This is a genomic window from Aureimonas sp. AU40 (assembly GCF_001463785.1).
In the GTDB taxonomy this organism is placed as follows: domain Bacteria; phylum Pseudomonadota; class Alphaproteobacteria; order Rhizobiales; family Rhizobiaceae; genus Aureimonas.
The window spans coordinates 34,829-53,444 of record NZ_BBWL01000046.1 but is presented as its reverse complement, the minus strand read 5'-3'; the positions used below and the strand labels follow the sequence as shown (position 1 = coordinate 53,444).

General features: G+C 66.2%; 17 protein-coding genes. 7 read left to right on the top strand and 10 right to left on the bottom strand.

The annotated features are described in order from the left end of the window. The first annotated feature begins 4 nt into the window (after positions 1-4). From AUL32_RS18150 to AUL32_RS18140, 3 genes are read left to right on the top strand one after another with little or no spacing between them, the layout of a single operon-like run. Positions 5-1,621 carry an ABC transporter substrate-binding protein gene (locus AUL32_RS18150; protein WP_062118089.1) on the top strand — a complete coding sequence of 539 codons (1,617 nt, stop codon included), beginning with the start codon at positions 5-7 and terminating at the stop codon, positions 1,619-1,621. Between the two features lies 1 nt (position 1,622). Next, positions 1,623-2,567 (top strand): acetamidase/formamidase family protein, encoded by a 945-nt coding sequence (locus tag AUL32_RS18145; RefSeq protein WP_062118085.1) that lies wholly within the window; start codon positions 1,623-1,625, stop codon positions 2,565-2,567. Further along, complete coding sequence (locus AUL32_RS18140) at positions 2,564-4,357, top strand: ABC transporter ATP-binding protein (protein ID WP_082659806.1); 1,794 nt, start codon at positions 2,564-2,566, stop codon at positions 4,355-4,357. Before AUL32_RS18145 ends, AUL32_RS18140 begins: the two co-directional genes overlap by 4 nt. Before the next feature lie 270 nt (positions 4,358-4,627). On the opposite strand, the gene AUL32_RS18135 is transcribed toward AUL32_RS18140, so the two are convergent. The 10 genes from AUL32_RS18135 to AUL32_RS18090 form a co-directional block, all read right to left on the bottom strand. Next, positions 4,628-5,266, bottom strand: coding sequence for a TetR/AcrR family transcriptional regulator (locus tag AUL32_RS18135; protein ID WP_082659804.1), 639 nt, complete (start codon positions 5,264-5,266; stop codon positions 4,628-4,630). 304 nt (positions 5,267-5,570) lie between these two features. Next, positions 5,571-6,407, bottom strand: coding sequence for an alpha/beta fold hydrolase (locus AUL32_RS18130; protein ID WP_062118075.1), 837 nt, complete (start codon positions 6,405-6,407; stop codon positions 5,571-5,573). 171 nt (positions 6,408-6,578) lie between these two features. After that, positions 6,579-6,995, bottom strand: a complete 417-nt coding sequence (locus AUL32_RS18125) for a DUF3830 family protein (protein ID WP_062118072.1) — start codon at positions 6,993-6,995, stop codon at positions 6,579-6,581. A 38-nt stretch (positions 6,996-7,033) separates the two neighbouring features. Beyond that, positions 7,034-8,446 (bottom strand): dihydropyrimidinase, encoded by a 1,413-nt coding sequence (hydA, locus tag AUL32_RS18120; protein ID WP_062118069.1) that lies wholly within the window; start codon positions 8,444-8,446, stop codon positions 7,034-7,036. 10 nt (positions 8,447-8,456) lie between these two features. Further along, on the bottom strand, positions 8,457-9,185 hold the full coding sequence (locus tag AUL32_RS18115) for an amino acid ABC transporter ATP-binding protein (RefSeq protein ID WP_061978502.1): 729 nt from the start codon (positions 9,183-9,185) through the stop codon (positions 8,457-8,459). After that, complete coding sequence (locus AUL32_RS18110) at positions 9,182-12,091, bottom strand: FAD-dependent oxidoreductase (RefSeq protein WP_062118066.1); 2,910 nt, start codon at positions 12,089-12,091, stop codon at positions 9,182-9,184. Before AUL32_RS18110 ends, AUL32_RS18115 begins: the two co-directional genes overlap by 4 nt. Before the next feature lie 4 nt (positions 12,092-12,095). Then, positions 12,096-12,992 (bottom strand): dihydrodipicolinate synthase family protein, encoded by an 897-nt coding sequence (locus tag AUL32_RS18105; RefSeq protein ID WP_062118061.1) that lies wholly within the window; start codon positions 12,990-12,992, stop codon positions 12,096-12,098. 27 nt (positions 12,993-13,019) lie between these two features. Then, a complete protein-coding gene (locus tag AUL32_RS18100) occupies positions 13,020-13,712 on the bottom strand; it encodes an amino acid ABC transporter permease (protein ID WP_062118059.1) in 693 nt (230 codons plus the stop codon). A gap of 46 nt (positions 13,713-13,758) precedes the next feature. After that, a complete protein-coding gene (locus AUL32_RS18095; protein ID WP_062118057.1) occupies positions 13,759-14,583 on the bottom strand; it encodes an ABC transporter substrate-binding protein in 825 nt (274 codons plus the stop codon). A 207-nt stretch (positions 14,584-14,790) separates the two neighbouring features. Continuing rightward, positions 14,791-15,441: a GntR family transcriptional regulator gene (locus AUL32_RS18090; RefSeq protein WP_062118047.1), complete on the bottom strand. Its 651-nt coding sequence runs from the start codon at positions 15,439-15,441 to the stop codon at positions 14,791-14,793. 84 nt (positions 15,442-15,525) lie between these two features. Between AUL32_RS18090 and AUL32_RS18085 the strand changes: the two genes are divergently transcribed. From AUL32_RS18085 to AUL32_RS18070, 4 genes are all read left to right on the top strand, one after another. After that, complete coding sequence (locus AUL32_RS18085) at positions 15,526-16,203, top strand: GntR family transcriptional regulator (protein WP_062118044.1); 678 nt, start codon at positions 15,526-15,528, stop codon at positions 16,201-16,203. A gap of 216 nt (positions 16,204-16,419) precedes the next feature. Next, positions 16,420-17,400 carry an aldo/keto reductase gene (locus AUL32_RS18080; protein WP_062118041.1) on the top strand — a complete coding sequence of 327 codons (981 nt, stop codon included), beginning with the start codon at positions 16,420-16,422 and terminating at the stop codon, positions 17,398-17,400. A 291-nt stretch (positions 17,401-17,691) separates the two neighbouring features. Continuing rightward, positions 17,692-18,162: a DoxX family membrane protein gene (locus tag AUL32_RS18075; RefSeq protein WP_062118037.1), complete on the top strand. Its 471-nt coding sequence runs from the start codon at positions 17,692-17,694 to the stop codon at positions 18,160-18,162. Further along, positions 18,159-18,605, top strand: coding sequence for a cupin domain-containing protein (locus AUL32_RS18070; protein ID WP_062118034.1), 447 nt, complete (start codon positions 18,159-18,161; stop codon positions 18,603-18,605). Before AUL32_RS18075 ends, AUL32_RS18070 begins: the two co-directional genes overlap by 4 nt. Positions 18,606-18,616: the final 11 nt, after the last annotated feature.

The following is an 18,616-nucleotide window of genomic DNA, read 5'->3' as shown; positions in this document are numbered from 1 at the left end:
GACCATGACCTCTCTCCTCAAGCGGGGCGCCGCCGCGCTGGCCATTTCCGCCGCCCTTCTCGCCGCCCCCGCCGCCGCGCTGGCGCAGAGCGGCGGCGCGATCACCGTCACCTACAAGGACGACATCGCCACGCTCGATCCGGCCATCGGCTACGACTGGCAGAACTTCTCGATGATCAAGGCCCTGTTCGACGGGCTGATGGACTACGAGCCGGGCACGGCGACCCTGCGGCCGGGCCTGGCCGAAAGCTATACGATCTCGCCCGACGGCAAGGTCTTCACCTTCAAGCTGCGCGACGGCGTCAAATTCCACAACGGCCGCGCGATGACGGCCGAGGACGTGAAATACTCCTTCGAGCGCACGGTGAGCCCGGCCACCCAGTCGCCCGGCGCCGGCTTCCTCGGCTCCATCGCCGGCTTCGACGCGGTGCAGGGCGGCACGGCGAGCGAGCTTTCCGGCGTGAAGATCGTCGATCAAAGGACCGTGGAAGTGACGCTGTCGCGGCCCGACGCGACTTTCCTCTCGGTCATGGCGTTGAACTTCTCCTTCATCGTGCCGAAGGAGGAGGTCGAGAAGTCGGGTGCCGATTTCGGCCGCCATCCCGTCGGCACCGGCGCCTTCAAGCTGACGGAATGGACGCTCGGCCAGCGCCTCGTCCTCGAAAAGAACGCCGACTATTACCGCGAGGGCGCGCCCAAGCTCGACCGGATCAATTTCGAGATCGGCCAGGAGCCCGTGGTCTCGCTCCTGCGCGTCCAGAACGGCGAGGTGGACGTGCCGGGCGACGGCATTCCGCCGGCCAAGTTCCGCGAAGTCATGGGCAATCCCGATCAGGCCGCCCGGGTGGTGGAGGGCGTGCAGCTCCACACCGGCTACATCACCCTGAACACCAAGGCCGCACCCTTCGACGATCTGAAGGTGCGTCAGGCCGTCAACATGGCGATCAACAAGGAGCGCATCGTCCAGATCATCAACGGCCGCGCCACGCCGGCCAACCAGCCCCTGCCCCCGACCATGCCCGGCTATGTCCAGGGCTTCGACGGCTACAAGTACGATGTGGCGGCGGCCAAGAAGCTTCTGGCGGAGGCCGGCCACGAAAGCGGCTTCGAGACCGAGCTCTTCGTCGCCAATGTCGATCCGCAGCCCCGCATCGCGCAGGCCATCCAGCAGGACCTCGCCGCGATCGGCATCAAGGCCTCGATCCAGAGTCTGGCGCAGGCCAATGTCATCGCCGCCGGCGGCTCGGCCGAGGGCGCGCCGATGATCTGGTCGGGCGGCATGGCCTGGATCGCCGACTTCCCCGATCCGTCCAACTTCTACGGCCCGATCCTGGGCTGCGCGGGCGCGGCCGATGGTGGCTGGAACTGGGCGAAATACTGCAACAAGGCGCTGGACGAGAAAGCCGCCGCAGCCGATGCGATCGTCGATCCGGCCAAGGCCGCTGAGCGCGCCAGCGCCTGGGGCGAGGTCTACAAGCAAGTCATGGCCGACGCGCCCTGGGTCCCCGTCTTCAACGAGAAGCGCTACACGATGCGCTCGGAGAAGATGGGGGGCGACGACGCCCTGTATATCGACCCCGTCAACACGCCGATGAACTACAGATATGTCGAGGCGAAGTGAGATGTGCAAAGCCTGCGACTACACGATCCATGGCCGCCAGCACCATTTCGGCTGGGACAACACGTTCGAGCCGGCCCTGCGCGTGGTGCCCGGCGCGACGATCGAGTTCGAATGCCGGGACTCTTCGGCCGGGCAGCTGACGCCCGCCTCCACCGTCGAGAGCGTCACCGCGCTCGATTTCGGCAAGATCAACCCGGTTTCCGGTCCGATCTTCGTCGAAGGGGCCGAGCCGGGCGACGCGCTGAAGGTGACGATCGAGGGCTTCAAACCGTCCGGCTTCGGCTGGACGGCCAACATCCCGGGCTTCGGTCTCCTGACCGATCAGTTCCCCGACCCCGCGCTCACGCTCTGGTCCTATGATGCGCAGAGCCTGGAGCCCGCCGCCTTCGGTGCGCATGGGCGCGTGCCGCTGAAGCCCTTCGCCGGGACGATCGGCAACGCCCTCGCCGAGCCGGGGCTTCACTCCGTCGTGCCGCCGCGCCGGGTCGGCGGTAATCTCGATATCCGCGACCTGTCGGCGGGCACCACGCTCTATCTGCCGGTGGAGGTCGCGGGCGCCCTCTTCTCGGTCGGCGACACCCATGCCGCGCAGGGCGACGGCGAGGTCTGCGGCACGGCCATCGAAAGCCCGATGAACGCCGTCCTGACGCTCGATCTCGTGAAGGGCGCGAACCTTGCCATGCCGCGCTTCACCACGCCCGGCCCGGTGACGCGCCATCTCGACGGCAAGGGCTACGAGGTGACGACCGGCGTCGGGCCCGATCTGATGACAGGGGCCCGCCAGGCGGTGGCGGACATGGTGGAACTGCTGGCCGCCCGCTACAATCTCAACCCGGTGGACGCCTATATGCTGGTCTCGACCTGCGGCGACCTTCGCATTTCCGAGATCGTGGACATGCCGAACTGGGTCGTGTCCTTCTACTTCCCCCGGGTCGTGTTCGAGTGAGGGCGGAACCAGCGCGAACAGAGGCGGGCGGCGTCGCTGCGCCGGCGCCCGCTGCCGATCCCGTGCTCTCGGTCGAGGCCCTGTCGATCGCGGTCGGCGGCGTCGCGAAGGCGCGCGTGCTGGTGGAGGGCCTGTCCTTCCAGCTCGCGCGCGGCGAGACGCTGTGCATCGCGGGCGAGTCCGGCTCGGGCAAGTCGCTGACCGCGCTCGCCATCATGGGCCTCCTGCCGCAGCCCGGCCCGGTCGTCGCCTCGGGCGCGATCCGGCTCGGCGAGGAAGACCTGACGCGTCTGTCCGAGGGCGCGATGCGGCGGGTGCGGGGCGACCGGATCGCCATGATCTTCCAGGAGCCGATGACCTCGCTGAACCCGGTCCTGACAGTCGGGCGCCAGCTCACCGAGGCGATCGAGGCGCATCGCGATGTCGGCCGGGCCGAGGCGCTTGGCATGGCGCTGGAGGCGCTGCGGGCCGTGCGCATTCCCGAGGCCGAGCGACGGCTCAGGCAATATCCGCACGAGCTCTCCGGCGGCATGCGCCAGCGCGTCATGATCGCCATGGCCTTGGCGCTGGAGCCCGACGTCCTGATCGCGGACGAGCCGACCACCGCGCTAGACGTGACGATCCAGGCGCAGGTCCTCGGCCTTCTCAAGGAGATCCAAGAAACGCGCGGCACGGCGCTGATGCTCATCACACACGACATGGGCGTCGTCGCCGAGATGGCGGACCGGGTCATCGTCATGCGAGAGGGTCAGGTGGTGGAAGGCGGCCTGGTGGCCCCGCTCTTCGCCGCGCCGCGTGAGGACTACACCAGGGCGCTGCTCGCGGCCGTGCCGCGTATGGGAGACGGCGGCGGGCGCGAGGCGGCGGCCGTGCAGCCCGCGCCGGTGGCTGAAATCCGCGATCTCGCGGTGCGTTTTCCCCTCAAGGGCGGCCTGTTCGGGCGCACCGTCGCCGAGGTTCATGCGGTCGCGGGCATCTCCTTCGACGTGCCGGCACAGGGCACGCTCAGCCTCGTCGGCGAAAGTGGCTGCGGCAAATCCACCACCGCCAAGGCCATTGCGGGGCTCGTGCCCTACGAGGGTCAGCTTTCCGTCGCGGGCCGCGCGGCGCACGATCTCTCGACGTTTGAGCGCAAGGCGCTGCGGCGCGACGTGCAGATGATCTTCCAGGACCCGTTCGCCTCGCTCGATCCGCGCATGAGGGCCGGCGACCTCGTGTCCGAGCCGCTGGTGATCCACGGGATCGGCTCGGCGCGCGAACGCGAGGAGCGCGTCGCCGCCCTGTTCGAGCGGGTCGGCCTACCCACCGATGCCATGCGCCGCTACCCCCACCAGTTCTCCGGCGGGCAGCGTCAGCGCATCTGCATCGCCCGTGCGCTCGCGCTGCGGCCCAAGCTCATCATCGCCGACGAAAGCGTCTCCGCGCTCGATGTCTCCGTGCAGAAGCGGGTGCTGGAACTCCTCAAGGAGCTACAGCGCGAATTCGGTATCGCCTATCTCTTCATCAGCCACGACATGGCGGTGGTGGAGAACATTTCGGACCGCGTCGCGGTCATGTATCTCGGCCAGATCGTCGAGATGGGCACGGCCTCGCAGGTCTTCGGCAACCCCCGCCATGCCTATACGAGACGCCTGATCGAATCCGTCCCCATCCCCGATCCCGCCCGCCGCCGCGCCGCCTTCCCGCGTCTCGTCGGCGACATTCCGAGCGCGGTGAGGCGCGCCGGCGATCCGCCGGCTCGGCTTGCCCTGACGGATGTCGGCGGCGGTCATCTCGTGGCCATGAGTTGAGGCTGGGGAAGGTTTGGCTGGGCGCGTTGCGGATAGCAAAGTGGGACCCGATGATCCCCGTCCATTCCATTCTCAGCGGATGAACACCTGAAACACTCGTGCGATGGATCGGGTCTCGACCGTCCGCCCAAGCTATCCACCATCGATCGGACCTAACCCCTTCCGAAACATCCGCTGCCCTTCCGAACGCAAGCCATGTCATCGACAGGCCGCCGATCTGGTTCGAGCACGACAATAAGGTTCATGCCTACGAAGGCGCTCGGCACCCCCTCACCGCGCGGATCCATCGCGTTCCGACAGGCCATCCGATCCTGCCCGATCTTTCGGGGGCGACATCATCTCGATCAATCTCGATGCCGCCTCCCGGCCTTCCGAAAGCGTCGCGATCTGCGAGGCGCGGTCACTCGCCAAGCGAGCGGACGAGATCGTTCCGGCCATAAGCAAGTAGAGGGCGCGGCCGTTCTCACGTCGTTCTAACGGCAGGTAGGACGCAACATCGTCGAAAAGATGCAGGCACTGCTCTTCGGCGCAGCGGCGCACCGCCGACGAGTGACGCCACAGCTCGCCCAATAACGCGGCGACGAGGCATCCCCGCTCGGGATGATCGAGGTGCCGCTTGCTGAGATATTCTTCGACGATGCGCCCGATCGGCTCGATACCATCCGCCCGGGCCGCCGCCGCCCAGCTTGCCATGAAGCCACGGGTCTCCTCTGACGCCCACGTCAGAGCTGCGACGAGGAGATCGTCGCGATCGGCGAAGTTCTTGTAGAACGCCCCCTGCGTCATCCCAAGCTCGCGCATCAATGGGACGATGCCGGTCGCAGCGATGCCATCCCTTCGCAGAACGCGTGAGGCTGTTTCGACGATGAGCTGGCGTGTTCTCGTCTTCTGATCAGGAGGATAACGCATGATAGAAAACGCTGGGTGGGTTCGCGCCAGCCCTTGCCAGAGCACCGGCGGGGACGAAATTCGGCCAAGACATCGACCGGACAATGATGATCCGCCGCGCCCTGTCAATAAAGGCACGAGACGATGCTCCGGCGCTGAACGAAAGCACTAGCAGAACCTCGTGGGGTCGGCTGGCCTTCGTCTTCCCGCCGTGGACTTCGTCGCGAATGCTTGGGCCTCTCGCCAACATCACTCGAGCTTCGCTCCTTGCCCCCGACGAAACTCCCTCGACCCTCCTCCGCCCAGAGGTTTCGTTAGGCGATTTTCAAGCGATTGCGCGCAGGAAGCGGTCGATCTCTGACACAAACTCATCGACATACTGGAACAGAAAAGCGTGGCCTGCATCCGGGTAGAGCACGAGCTTGGCGTTTGGCGCGTCACGGGCGATCACGAAAGAGCCAAACGGCGGCAGCATCCGGTCACGATTGCCGTTCGCGACCAGGATCGGCATCGCCATCTCGCCAAGTCTCGGACGGCTGGCGTCCGGACCCGCACCATAGGACTTGGACGCGGCCTGCTGCGCGGCGATCGCGGCTTCGCTCACCGTAGGCCCGGCGGATACGGCGGCTACGCGGCCCAAACTCGCCTTACCCGCCGCCAGACTTGCGTCGCTGTCGCCGAAGAAGAGGTAGAGGAAGTCCGCTTCGTTCTGCTGCGGCTTCGCCTTGACGCTCGCCACCTCGGGATCGGGCGCAACCTCGCTAATCGCGCCAGGGCTGGTTCCGGCAAGGATCAGGCTGCGGATGCGGGTGGGAGCCTTCAAGGCCATCCACTGAGCGACCTCGCCGCCGAGAGACCAGCCGAGCACATCGAAGCTGTCCAGCGCAAGCGCTTCGGCAAAGGCGAGAGCCCCATCCGCCATCTCGGGCATGGACGAAGGCGTCGTGCCCGTAGACCAACCGATGCCGGCATTGTCGAACCGAATTATACGCCGTCCGGTCGCGACCAGCGCTTCAACGAAAGCCGGGTCCCAATCGTCGATCGTACCTTTGAAACGCTGGCAAAGCAGCAGCGGCTCGCCGTCGCCGTCGATGCGATAGGCCAGCTGTCCGACGCTGGTTTCGACATGCTTTACCACGCCGTGGGTGGGAGGGAGTGTCATCGCGATCCTCGCCAAGATTGGATATAGCGGTATATCCAATGACAACTGCTTTCGGTTGTCTGAGGTTCCCCAAGGGGTACGGACGCTGACGAGGGTGGGAATCGTCTGAGAGATTGCTTTCGGCATCCTGCCCGATCTCGACGAGGCGATGACAATGTCTCCCTCTGTCCGCTACCCTTCGCAGGCGAGAAAGCGAATATCCTTGGCTCCGGTCCAGAGTGTGCCGCGTCCGAGTTCGGCGAGTTTGTCGAGCCCATCCGTGATCGTCAGGAAATGATTCCCGGCGAGCGGACCTGCCTTGGAGGCGAAGGCGACGGGTCCATAGGCGAGAAGGATTTCGGTCTCCGAGACACCACCGGGGTAGAGGATCATCTGGCCGGGATGAGGATGGCTCGTGGCATTCTCGTAGCCGAGGCCAAAGTCGGTGCTGCCGAGCGGGATCCAGCAGGCTTCGCCCGACCAGCGCACGTGAATGACGCGCTCGCTATAGGGAAGGAGCTTGCGAAAGGCGTCGACGGTCTTCGGAGCCGCCGACTCGAAGCGGGCGGGAAAGGAATGGCCGTCGATCTCGACGATGAGGTCGCTCATGGAATCTATCCTTGGACGTGAGGGAGGGAGGAAGGCGTTCAGACCGGACCGGCGCGATTTGGAGAAGCAGCGGTCTGACGGCGGCGATAGCGACCGGCGCCCATCTTTCCTGTCAGCACCCCGTTCTCGATCATGACCGTTCCGCCGAGGATCACCGTGGTCGGCCATCCCGTTATCTCCAGACCCTCGTAGGGGCTGTAGTCGGCGGCGTCGTGAAGCGCGGCGTGGCGGATCGGGCGCGTCTCGTTCGGGTCCCAGATTGCGATATCGGCATCCATGCCGACCGCGATCGAGCCCTTTGTCGGCAGTCCGTAAGTCTTGGCATGGTTCGTCGATGACAAGGCGACGAAGCGTTGAAGGTCGATCCGACCCTTCATCACGCCTTCGGAGAACAGGATCGGCAGCCGCGTCTCGACGCCCGGAATGCCGTTCGGGATATGGCGGAATCCCTCGCGCGCCCTCGGGTTGAGCTTGCCTGTGGGGTCATCGTAGCGGAAGGGACAGTGATCGGAGGAGAAGAGGTCGAAGACGCCGGTCTCGATGCCGTTCCAGCATGCGACCTGAGACGCCGTGTCTCGCGGGGGCGGCGAGCAGACGAACTTCGCGCCTTCCCAGTCCAAGCCATCGAGGTCGGCGGCCGTCAGCACGAGATATTGCGGGCATGTCTCCCCGACGACGTTGACGCCCCGGGCGCGCGCCGCGCGGATCTCGGCGATCGCCGGCTCGTTCGACACGTGGACGATGACGATGCGCGTGTCGACGATCTCGGCCAGCGAAAGGGCCCGGTGCGTGGCTTCGCGCTCCACCGCGACGGGCCGCGTCGAAGCATGGAAGCGGGGCGCCAGATCGCCTGCGGCTTCGGCCCGGTCGACGAGATAGCGGATCGCGTCCTCGTTCTCGCAGTGAACCATGACGGTCGCGCCCGTTCGACGGGCGAAATCGAGCGTTTGCAGGATCTCGGCGTCGTTCAGGCGCAGACCCTCGTAGGTCATGAACACCTTGAACGATGGATAGCCATCGGCAACCAAGGCCGGCAGATCCTGCCCGATCATCGCGCCGTTCACCTCGGGCAGGATCAGGTGGAAGGAATGATCGGTGTAGCATCGCCCTTCCGCAAGCGCGTGGTAATCCTTCAACGCCTCGCGCAAAGGCTGCCCCTTTTGGGGCAGGCAAAACGGCAGGACGCAGGTATTGCCGCCGAACAGGGCCGAGCGCGTGCCGCTCTCGAAATCGTCGGCCATCACGATGCCGTCACCCGAGGGCTGGGACAGATGCACATGGCTGTCGATGCCCCCTGGCAGGACGAAGCGGCCGGAGGCGTCCACCTCGCGCACCGCGGCGCCGAGCCGCTCGCCGATCTGGACGATGCGCCCGTCGCGGATGCCAAGGTCGGCGGCAAAGACGTCGGAGGCGGTGGCGAGCGTGCCGCCGCGAATGATCAGATCGAGCATGGGTCGTCTCTCAATGGCGCAGGATCTTGCCGAGGAAGCTTTTCGTCCTCGGATTGGTGACGTCGGAGAAAAACGACTCGGTCGGCCGATCCTCGATGATCTCACCGCCATCTATGAAGATGACGCGCGAGGCGACGCTGCGGGCAAATCCCATCTCGTGGGTGACGCACATCATGGTCATGCCCTCGCGCGCCAGGCCCACCATCACGTCGAGCACTTCGGCGATCATTTCCGGGTCCAGCGCCGAAGTCGGCTCGTCGAAGAGCATGGCCATCGGGTCCATCGCCAAGGCGCGAGCGATGGCGACGCGCTGCTGCTGGCCGCCGGAGAGCTGCGCGGGATATTTGGCGTAATGGTCCGCGAGGCCGACGCGATCGAGCAGCGCCATTCCTTTGCGTCTGGCCGCGTCGGGGCTGCGCAGGAGCACCTTTTCCTGAGCGATCGTCAGGTTCTCGATGATGGACAGATGGGCAAAGAGCTCGAAGTTCTGGAAAACCATGCCGATGCGGGTTCGAAGGTCCGGCAAATCCGTCTTCGGGTCGCCCACCTCGATCCCGTGGACGCGGATCGACCCCTGGTCGAAGGGCTCGAGCCCGTTGACGCATTTGATCAGGGTCGACTTGCCCGAGCCGGAGGGGCCACACACGACAACGACCTCGCCCTTGTCCACCCGCGTGGAACAGTTCTTCAGAACCTGGAACTTCCCGAAGGATTTGGTGACGCCTTCGATCTCGATCATGGACGGCCTCTCGAAAAGCGCGCGACGGAAAAGGGAGCGATATCGTGGGACGGCGCACGCCCGGTCACGAGATCGGCGGTCAGGCGGCCGACCAGGGGTCCGAGCGTGTAGCCGTTGGAGGTCACGGCGTTGAAGAACCCAGGTGCGTCCGGGTGCTCGCCGAGGATCGGCGCGCCGTCGATATTGATGTTCATCGCGGCCCAGCTTCGGATCACATGGGCCTTTCGCAAGCTCGGCACGACATGCTGCGCCACCCAGAGATTGCCTTCCAGGCTGGCCAGCAGCGGACGGGGATGCTGATCGACGGGGTCGAGACCAGCCGTCCAGCCGCCGCCGATGATGACATTGCCGTTGGCGGCCTGCTTCAGCGTCAGATGCCGCCCGGCATGGGCGACGAGGCAGGAAACGAGAGGCGCGACGGCCTCGGTCACCACCATCTGAAGGGGCGCGCCGAAGACGGGCACATCGAGCCCCAACATGGCGCCGATGCGAGACGAGAAAGCGCCTGCGGCATTGACGATCCGGCGGGCCCGCACGGGCCCCCGTTGCGTTTGAACGGTGAAGCCGTCTGTCTCGCGTGAGATGGCGCAGACCTCCGTGCGCTCCAGAAGCTTGGCGCCTGCGGCGATGGCGGCCGCCAGAATCCCTTCGGTCGCGACGAGCGGGTTGATCTTGCCTTCGGATGGGCAAAACGCGGCGCCCAGGAAACGGCTCGACAGGGCGGGCTCCATCAGCTGCAACTCGGCCGCGCCGATCACGTGCGACGGGATCCCTTGCGCCCGCTCCAGGGCCGTCTTGGCGTCCAGAAAGCGCAGATGCTCCTCGGTTTCCGCGACCATCAACCCGCCGGAGACCTTGATCTCGAAATCGCGCCCGAGTTCGGCCTCGAGGCTGCGCCAGAGGTCGATGGAATCGCGCTGCAGCGGCAGCGTGCGAGCCGCCGGCCCCCCGCCCGCTTCGGCGCGCGCGCCATAGTCGAAGGACAGAAGCTGAGCGTGGAGGCTTCCCGCATTGCCGCCGGACGCCCCCGAGTTGGCCACGTTCCGCTCGGCGATCGCGACGTCCTCGCCGGCACGGGCGAGGAACAGGGCGGTCGCCAGCCCGGCGATTCCGCCACCGATGATCAACGTTCCGACGCGGGTCGGCGGCAACCGCTCGCTGGGGGGAGCAGGGCGATCCGGGAGATGGGCGCGGCGATGGCCGCCCCATTCGGGCTTCTCGACCGCCAGCGCCGCCAAAGGCACGGGCCGCAGGGGCATTTGGGCCGCGAGCTTGGGTGCGACGGCCCGCGCCTGTGAGTCGCGGGCGGCGAGTTGGGCGAGAACCGGTCCGCAATACCGGCCTTGGCAACGGCCCATTCCCGCGCGGGTCAGCCGCTTCAGGCTCGCCATGTCGCCATGGGCGCTCCCGCGCAGGGCGCGCTCGATCATCTCGAAGCTCACCGCCTCGCAGCGACAGGCCAGGGTCTGCGGCGCGGGCCGAGACGGTTCGTCGGCAGCGAACAGCGACCAAAGGGCCGCCTGAAAGCGCTCGTGACGGGCCAGTCGCCGCCGGTCGGCCCGCTCGTCCCCTTTCGCGCCCTCAAGGTTCTGACGACGGGCGATCTCGCGCGCTGCAAGCCGTCCCTGCGCCATCGCCACATGGGCACCGGCGAAGCGGCCCGCTTCCCCCACCACGAAAACGTCCTCCAGCGATGTCGCGCCGTTCTCGTCTCGCGCAACCTCCAAGCGGCCGTCCGCCTCGCGATGGGCGCAGCCGAGAAGCCTCGGGAGTTCGTTGGCGGACGCAAATCCGTTGCCGACGACCACCGCATCGACAGCGACGCGCCGCTCGCCCTCCGCCGTGGAGAAGATCGCCGCCTCCACTTGGCTCTCGCCTTCGATGCGAAGGAGGCTGGCGCCCCAAAGGAGTTCGATCCGCTGGCGCGCCAGCCGCGCCATCTGCTCCAAGCCGCGCAAGGCCAAGGCGGGATGCGCCGCGATCAGCCGCGTGGCCTCGCGGCGGCGGGACGAGGGAGACGGCGCCCGTTCCAGCACGGCGACGACGTCCGCGCCCGCCTTCTTCAGTTCCAGGGCGACCTGGATGTTCAGCGGCCCGTTGCCGGCGACGAGAACGCGGTGTCCAATCGGAACGCCGTAGGAGCGGATCAGCGTTTGCGCGCCACCTGTCGTGGTCACGCCCGGCAGCGTCCAGCCCGGCACGGCGAGCGGGGTCTCGAAGGCGCCGGTCGCGACCACGAGCACGCGCGGGGCGATGCGGCCCGCGCGCCCGTTCGCCACCGTCGCGAGCACGAGGCGCCCCACAGCATCGCGCTCGGCGCCCCATACGAATGTTTGTTCCCGCAAGACGACCCCAAGGCCCCGCACCCGAGACACGAGGTGCGCGCCCTCGCGCATCTGGCGGTCGGGCTCACCTGTCGCGGGGTGCGCGCCTTGTTTGAAGTACTGGCCCCCAGGGGCGGGACGCTCGTCGATCACGACGACACGGATGCCGTGCGAGGCCGCCGTCTCGGCCGCTGCCAGCCCCGCCGGACCGGCGCCGACAACGAGCATATCGACCGCTTCTTCGGGTATGGCGATGGGCGGCTCCGCAAGATCGGCGAGCGCGGGGTCGAGGAGGTCGGGCCGCGCGGGCTGCGTCTCGATCCGCTGGCCGTCCACGATCCTGGTCAGGCAGGCGCGCTGGCCGGCGGATCCGTTCACCATTACGAGACAATCGTGACAGACGCCCATGCCGCAATAATGGCCACGGGAGCTTCCGTCCCTCCCCTGCGACTGCGCGCGGATCCCCGCCGCCACAAGTGCGGCCGCGACGCTCTCGCCCGGGACGGCCGCCAGCGGACGACCATCGAACGTGACCGTCGCAATCGCGCCGTCACGAACCGAGGTGGGCCGAACCACGCGCATGGTCTCAGGCGGCCAGAGAGCGCGTCAGGCCGAAACGCTCGACGAGAGCCTTCATGCGCGCGTCGTCCGCAGCCGGCAAAGGCAGACGCGGCGGACGCGGCCCCCCGACGGAGAAGCCCATATGGCCGAGCAAGGACTTCGTGCCGGCAACGTAGAAATGTCCGCCGACCGCTTCGATCAACGGCAGCCATTCGAGGTAGAGCGCATGCGCTTCCGCGATGCGGTTCTCGTCCTTCACCAGTTCGAAGATGCGCGCCATCGGGCCAGGGGCGACATTGGACGCGACGGCCACCCAGCCTTCCGCCCCCTCCACGAAGGATTCGAACCCGAGAATGCCCCCGAACACGGTCATGTCGTTGCCGGCCTTGCGAATGATGTCGCGGACCCGCGTGACCTCCAGCGTCGATTCCTTGATGTAGTCGCAGCCGTCGATCTCGGCGATACGCGCCACAAGATCGGGCTTCAGATCGACATTTGCCGTCGCGGGATTGTTGTAGACCATGATCGGAATGCCGACGCTCTGCGCGATCGTGCGATAATGGTGGACGATCTCCTCGTCGGTCGGTGTGGAGTAGAAGGGGGGAATGATCATCGCGCCGCTGGCGCCGAGGTCCTCCGCCTGCCGCGTCAGGCGCACGGCCTCTCGCGTGTCCTCCGCGCCGGTGCCCAGCAGCACCGGCACCCGGCCTGCCGCCGCCCCGATCACCGTGCGGGCCACGGCGAGACGCTCGTTCTCCGACAGCGACAGGAACTCGCCGGTCGAGCCCAGCGGAATCAATCCGTGAATGCCCTCCCGGATCTGCCAGTTCGTGAAGGCTTCGAGCGTCTGGAGATCGAGTTCCCCGTCAGCGTCGAAGGGTGTGATCATGACGGTGTAGACACCGCGGAAGGCTTTGGCCATGTCGAGGAGATCCGTTGAAGGGATGGGTCAGCGTCGGTCGGCAGCCGCAAGCGGCTGGTCGGCGCGCCCGAAGCGACGCTCGATGCGGCGCTGCACGATGTCCCAGAGCGTTGTGAGGAGGAGGTAGTAGAGGGCCGCGACGGTGAAGAGTTCCAGTACCTGGAACTGCTCCTGGATCAGCACCTGCGTGCGCCGCAGAAGCTCCTCCATCGAGATTACCGAAGTCACCGAGGTCGTCTTGAGAAGGCCGTTCACCGAATTGCCGAGCGGCGGCACGATGATCTTCAGCGCCTGGGGAATGACGATGTAACGCATGATCTGCGGCTCGCGCATGCCGACCGCGCGGGCGGCGCGGACCTGCCCTTTCGGGACGGCCTCGATGCCGGCGCGGATGATCTCGGCGAGATAGGCCGTCTCGTTGAGGGACAGGCCGATGAGAGCGGCCTGCCAGACGTTGAAGCGAATGCCGAGTTCGGGAAGCGCCGTGTAGATGACGATGAGTTGGACGAGAAGCGGCGTGCCTCGGAACAGCCAGATGTAGGCCCCCGCCACCCCCGACAGGAGACGGCTCGGGGAACGCCGCAGGAGGGCAAGGCCGAAGCCGAGCGCAAGTCCGGCAAGAATGGCGACCACCGTCAGCCAGAGCGTCGTGAAGACGCCTTGGAGAATGAACGGGTTCACGAGGTAGCCGAAGAAACCCGGCCAGCTCCAGTTCAGCATCTGCTCTCGTCCTTCCGCGCGAACGGCTTCAGCTCAGCGAACCGCTTCAGCTCGCCGGTCCCTTGACCGCGAGCGCGCCCGCCGCCGGCTCGACCCCGTATTGGGCGAAGAGCTTGTCGAAGGACCCGTCGGCCTTCATCTCGTTCAGAACCTGCAGGACCGCGTCGGCCAGGGGGCGGCTCTTCATGGCGAGCGCCACCGGCGTCGGCCCGATGCCACCGAGGGCGCGGTGGAACTGGCCGCGCTTGGCATATTCCTCCGCGACGCCGTCGATGGACACCATCGCATCCACCTGCCCCGCGCGCAGCGCCTGATAGGCGAGGGCGAAATTGTCGAAGGTGCGGACGGTCAGGCCTTCCAGACCCTTCTCGCGCAGTTGTGCGTCGATGGCCTTCGCCTGCTTCTCTTCGAACCCGCCGATCTCGACACCCACGGAATGTCCGGCGAGATCCTCCAGCTTCTCCACCTTCACGGCGGACTGGGTGGCGGTGGAAATGCTGATCGCCTGATTTTCGTAGGGGATCATCTGCATGATTTTCGCGCGCTCTTCGGTGAAGAAGATGCCGGTGTTGATGAGGTCCCAGCGGCCGGACTGGAGGCCGGGCACCATCGCCGAGAACTCGATCCGCACATATTCGGGCTCCAGGCAAAGGCGTTTGGCGATCTCGGTCCCGAGTTCGACCCGCATGCCCTTCAGCTGCCCGGAGGAGTCCACGAACTGAAGCGGGGGCAAGGTCGGGTTGGTCGACATCACCAGCTTGCCGGGCTGAATCAAGGCGTCGGAGGGAACACGCGGCTGACAGTCCTGCGCGTAAGCGATCGTGGACAGGAGGGACAGGCCGAGGGTCAGGGCGGAAATCGCAGCGCGCATCTGATGGGAGCTTTCTCAGGGAGGAACGATCATCGCATTCTAATGGTATACCACTATCATGCAGCAAGATTTTCGCTTCCGCAAGCGCCTCCGATGCGACAGGGAATAAGGTTTGAATGTCGGACGAGGGCCGGAGAGCATGCCCTCCCCCGCCGATCTTGCGTACCGGCCTCGGGGGCCTGCCTCGGTGGCCATGGCCGCCTCTCTCTAAAAGCGTTCGAGAATGCGCCGCCGGATGCCTTCGAGATGCTGACGCATGGCCTCGGCGGCGTCTTCGGGGTTGCGGGAGGTCAAAGCGGTGAGAAGGTTCCGATGCTCCGGCCCGTCGGCGTTGCGCAGCGGCCGGCGCCCCGTTTGGCTCTCGTAGAGAGTGGTGTAGCGACGCATCTCGCTCAGCACCCGTTCCATGAAGGGATTGCCCGAGCGCGACGCGATGGTGCCGTGCAGGTCGTCATCGAAGGCAGCGAGGGCCTCGCGCGAGGGGTCCGCCTCCGCTTCCAGGCTGGACAGGCCGGCGTCGAGGCGTTGGAGATCGTCCTCCCCGATGGCCCGCGCGGCGAGCGCGGCCGCCGAAGGCTCAACCAAGGCCCGCATGTCGAGGCTCTGAAGATAGTCAGAGAGGCTGATCGCCCGGATCGTCAACGCGCCGGTATTCCCGCGCACGAGAAGCCCCTCCCCGGCAAGGCGGCCGAGCGCATCGCGCAAGGGCGAACGGGACAGGCCGATCTCGGCCGCCAGACGTCGTTCCTGGATCGGCGTGCCGGCGGCCAGGCGTGCCGAAAGGATGCCCGACAGGATATGTCGATAGGCCTGTTCCGACAGGCTACCTGTTTCCTCGTTTTGCAGATGGTCGCTCATCGTCGAAGGTTTCCCGTTCCCTGCCTGCCGACAAGTGGTATACCGGACATCGAGGCAAAGCGTGAGCGAGGACAGGCGGGCCGAATGGAACCATCGAGCGCAGCACCGGGTCGCGTTGCGATCAGCGAGCGCGGTCTCAACCTCGTCGGACTCGCCTATCGCTCCGTTTCCGACATGATCCGCGACCGCCGCCTTCGCGGCGGGGATGTGATCGTCGAGGCCAAACTCGCCGAAACCCTTGGGATTTCACGCACGCCCATGCGCGAAGCCTTGCAGAGGCTGGAAGGAGAAGGTCTCGTCCACAAGGGCGATGGCCGCAACTATGTCGTTCGCCGGGTCGAGCTTGGCGAATATCTGCAAAGCCTGAAGCTGCGTCTGCTGATCGAGCCGGAGGCGGCGGCGCAAGCGATCGGCAGCATCCCGAACAGGCAGATTCTCGCCGTTCGCCACGAGATCAACGAGTTGCTGACAGCCACGACCTACCATACGGATCGGCACTGGCTCTCCGACGACAATTTGCATGGCATGATCATCGAGCATTGCGGCAACGAGGTCATGGCGCGCGTTTTGCGCGAGCTTCGCGCGACGACGCGCCTCTTCGAGATCGACCAGCTGAAGGACCGCCTGATCCCGGACTCGACCGAGCATCTGCGGATCATCGAGGCGCTTCAGGCCTCCGCCGTCGCCGCAGCGCGGGAAGCGGTCGCGGCTCATGTCCGCAGCCTCATCGACTTCGCGCTGCGATCGCTCCTGCCGAAGTAAGCCAGCTTAGGCTCACCCGTTGTCGAATTCCGAGAAGGGCCGGCAGCCGTTTCGTTTCGATTTGTGTAGGCTCTCCGGCTTTTCCGACGCGAAGCCTTCGGAATGCCGACGAAGCCGCCGGACGAGGCCAATGCTATGGCGCCCTGACATTGGCTGGCCGGGTCCTATCTTCGTCCTCGATGATCCGATGACGACAACCCTTCGAGGGACTGAACCATGGACTTCGTGAAGCTCGGCCGCACCGGCCTCGACGTGTCACGCCTGTGCCTGGGTTGCATGAGCTACGGCGAGCCGGGGCGCGGCAACCACGCCTGGACGCTGCCCGAGGCGGAGAGCCGGCCCTTTCTTCGCAAGGCGCTCGATCTCGGGATCAATTTCTTCGACACCGCCAATGTCTATTCCGATGGCTCCAGCGAGGAGATCGTCGGACGGGCGCTGAAGGAGTTCGCGCAGCGCGACGATGTGGTGGTGGCGACCAAGGTGCATGGCCGCATGCGGCCGGGCCCGAACGGGGGCGGCCTGTCGCGCAAGGCGATCTTCAGCGAAATCGACGCCAGCCTGCGCCGGCTCGGCATGGACTATGTCGATCTCTACCAGATCCATCGCTTCGACCCTGAGACGCCGATCGAGGAAACGCTGGAAGCGCTGAACGACGTGGTGCGCGCCGGCAAGGCCCGCTACATCGGCGCGTCCTCCATGCATGCCTACCAGTTCGCCAAAGCGCTGGCCATTTCGGAAAGCCGGGGCTGGGCGCGCTTCGTGACGATGCAGAACTACGTGAATCTGCTTTACCGCGAGGAGGAGCGCGAGATGCTGCCCCTTTGCCGCGAGGAGGGAATCGGCGTCATTCCGTGGAGCCCGCTCGCGCGCGGACGTCTGACGCGCGACTGGGACGAAGCGACGAACCGTTCGGAGACCGACACGTTCGGCCGGACCCTTTACGCCGACACGGCCGACGCCGACCGCAAGGTGGTGGAAGCGGTGGCGGCGGTTGCCGCCGCCCGAGGCCTGCCACGGGCGCAGATCGCGCTGGCCTGGGTGCTGCAGAAGAGCCCCGTCGCCGCCCCGATCGTCGGCGCGACCAAACCCCATCATCTCGACGACGCCGTTTCGGCCCTCTCCGTTCGACTGACGCCCGAGGAGATCACGGCGCTTGAGGCACCCTATGTTCCCCATGCGGTGACAGGCTTTTCCTGAGTGCGTCGGAGAGTCGGTCCGCGCGGGATAGCGCCTCTTGGAGCGGCACGCCTGTGACCTCGATCTGAAGATGGCCGAGCCGATAGGCGTTTCTCAGAGCGTACGGCTCGGATAGGCGAGAGCGCGATCGACGCAGATGCGATCGCCGATTTTTTAGTTGCGACCAGAGACTAGGCGCGGCGGATCGTTCCTCCAGTTTCGTCGTCGTTGACGTGAGGCACCACCGGAACAGGAAAAGCGCCCGGCAACGTGCCTCCATTTAGCGAACCACAGCCGGGTCCGATTGCCGTCATGACGTTCGAAATCCTGATCGCCTTTCTCACACGCCTGTCACTCGTCCTTCTGTTTCTGCCTTTCAGCGCGCTCGACAAGCTGCTGAACTTCGCAGCCGCGACCGAGCAAGCCGGCCAGGCCACGAGCAGCCGAGGGCTGGCGAAGGCTCTCATCCTCACCGGTCTCTTCGTCGAGGTGGTGATGTCGCTGGGCGTCCTGACCGGCGTCGCGGACCGGCTCGCCGCTTTCGTCCTGGCCGGGTACTGCGCGGTCACAGCCGCTCTGTTCAAGCAATTCTGGCGTGCCCCCGACTTCCGGCTCCGCGGACCGTCGAAGGGGCGCGAGACGATGTGGGACTTTCTCAAGAACTTCGCCGTTGCCGGCGGCTTTCTTCTCATCACCTTCGGGACGCAGGCCGGCGATGTGGATGCGTTCTTCGCCGCGCCCCTATCATCGACCCACCCCTATGCCACCGGAGCCAATCCATGAGCGACGACAAGCCCACCGTTCCCTATTGGCACCTCTACACGGACGACGACGGCGTCAGCCGGCAGAAGCGCTGCACGATGACCGAGTTCGAACTCAAGAGCATGCAGCCGCCCGCGGCGCCGCAGTGGCAGGGTCACAAGCATTACGACGGCATGACGGTGATGGTGACGGTACAGCCGGCGGGTTGGGAAGGCGCCTGGCACGAGAACCCGTCGCCGCAATGGATCATCCCGCTCTCGGGCCGCTGGTACGTCGAGTCCATGGACGGCACGCGCGTCGAGATGGGGCCGGGCGAGATTTCCTTCGGCGAGGATCAGGGCACGCGCGAGCGGGACGGCCGCAAAGGCCATATGTCGGGGACGGTGGGCGACGAGCCGGCCGTCCTGATGGTGGTGCAGTTCGACACCAAGCGCGAGCAAACGACGCCGTGCCGCTTCGTTTGACCACCGGCGTT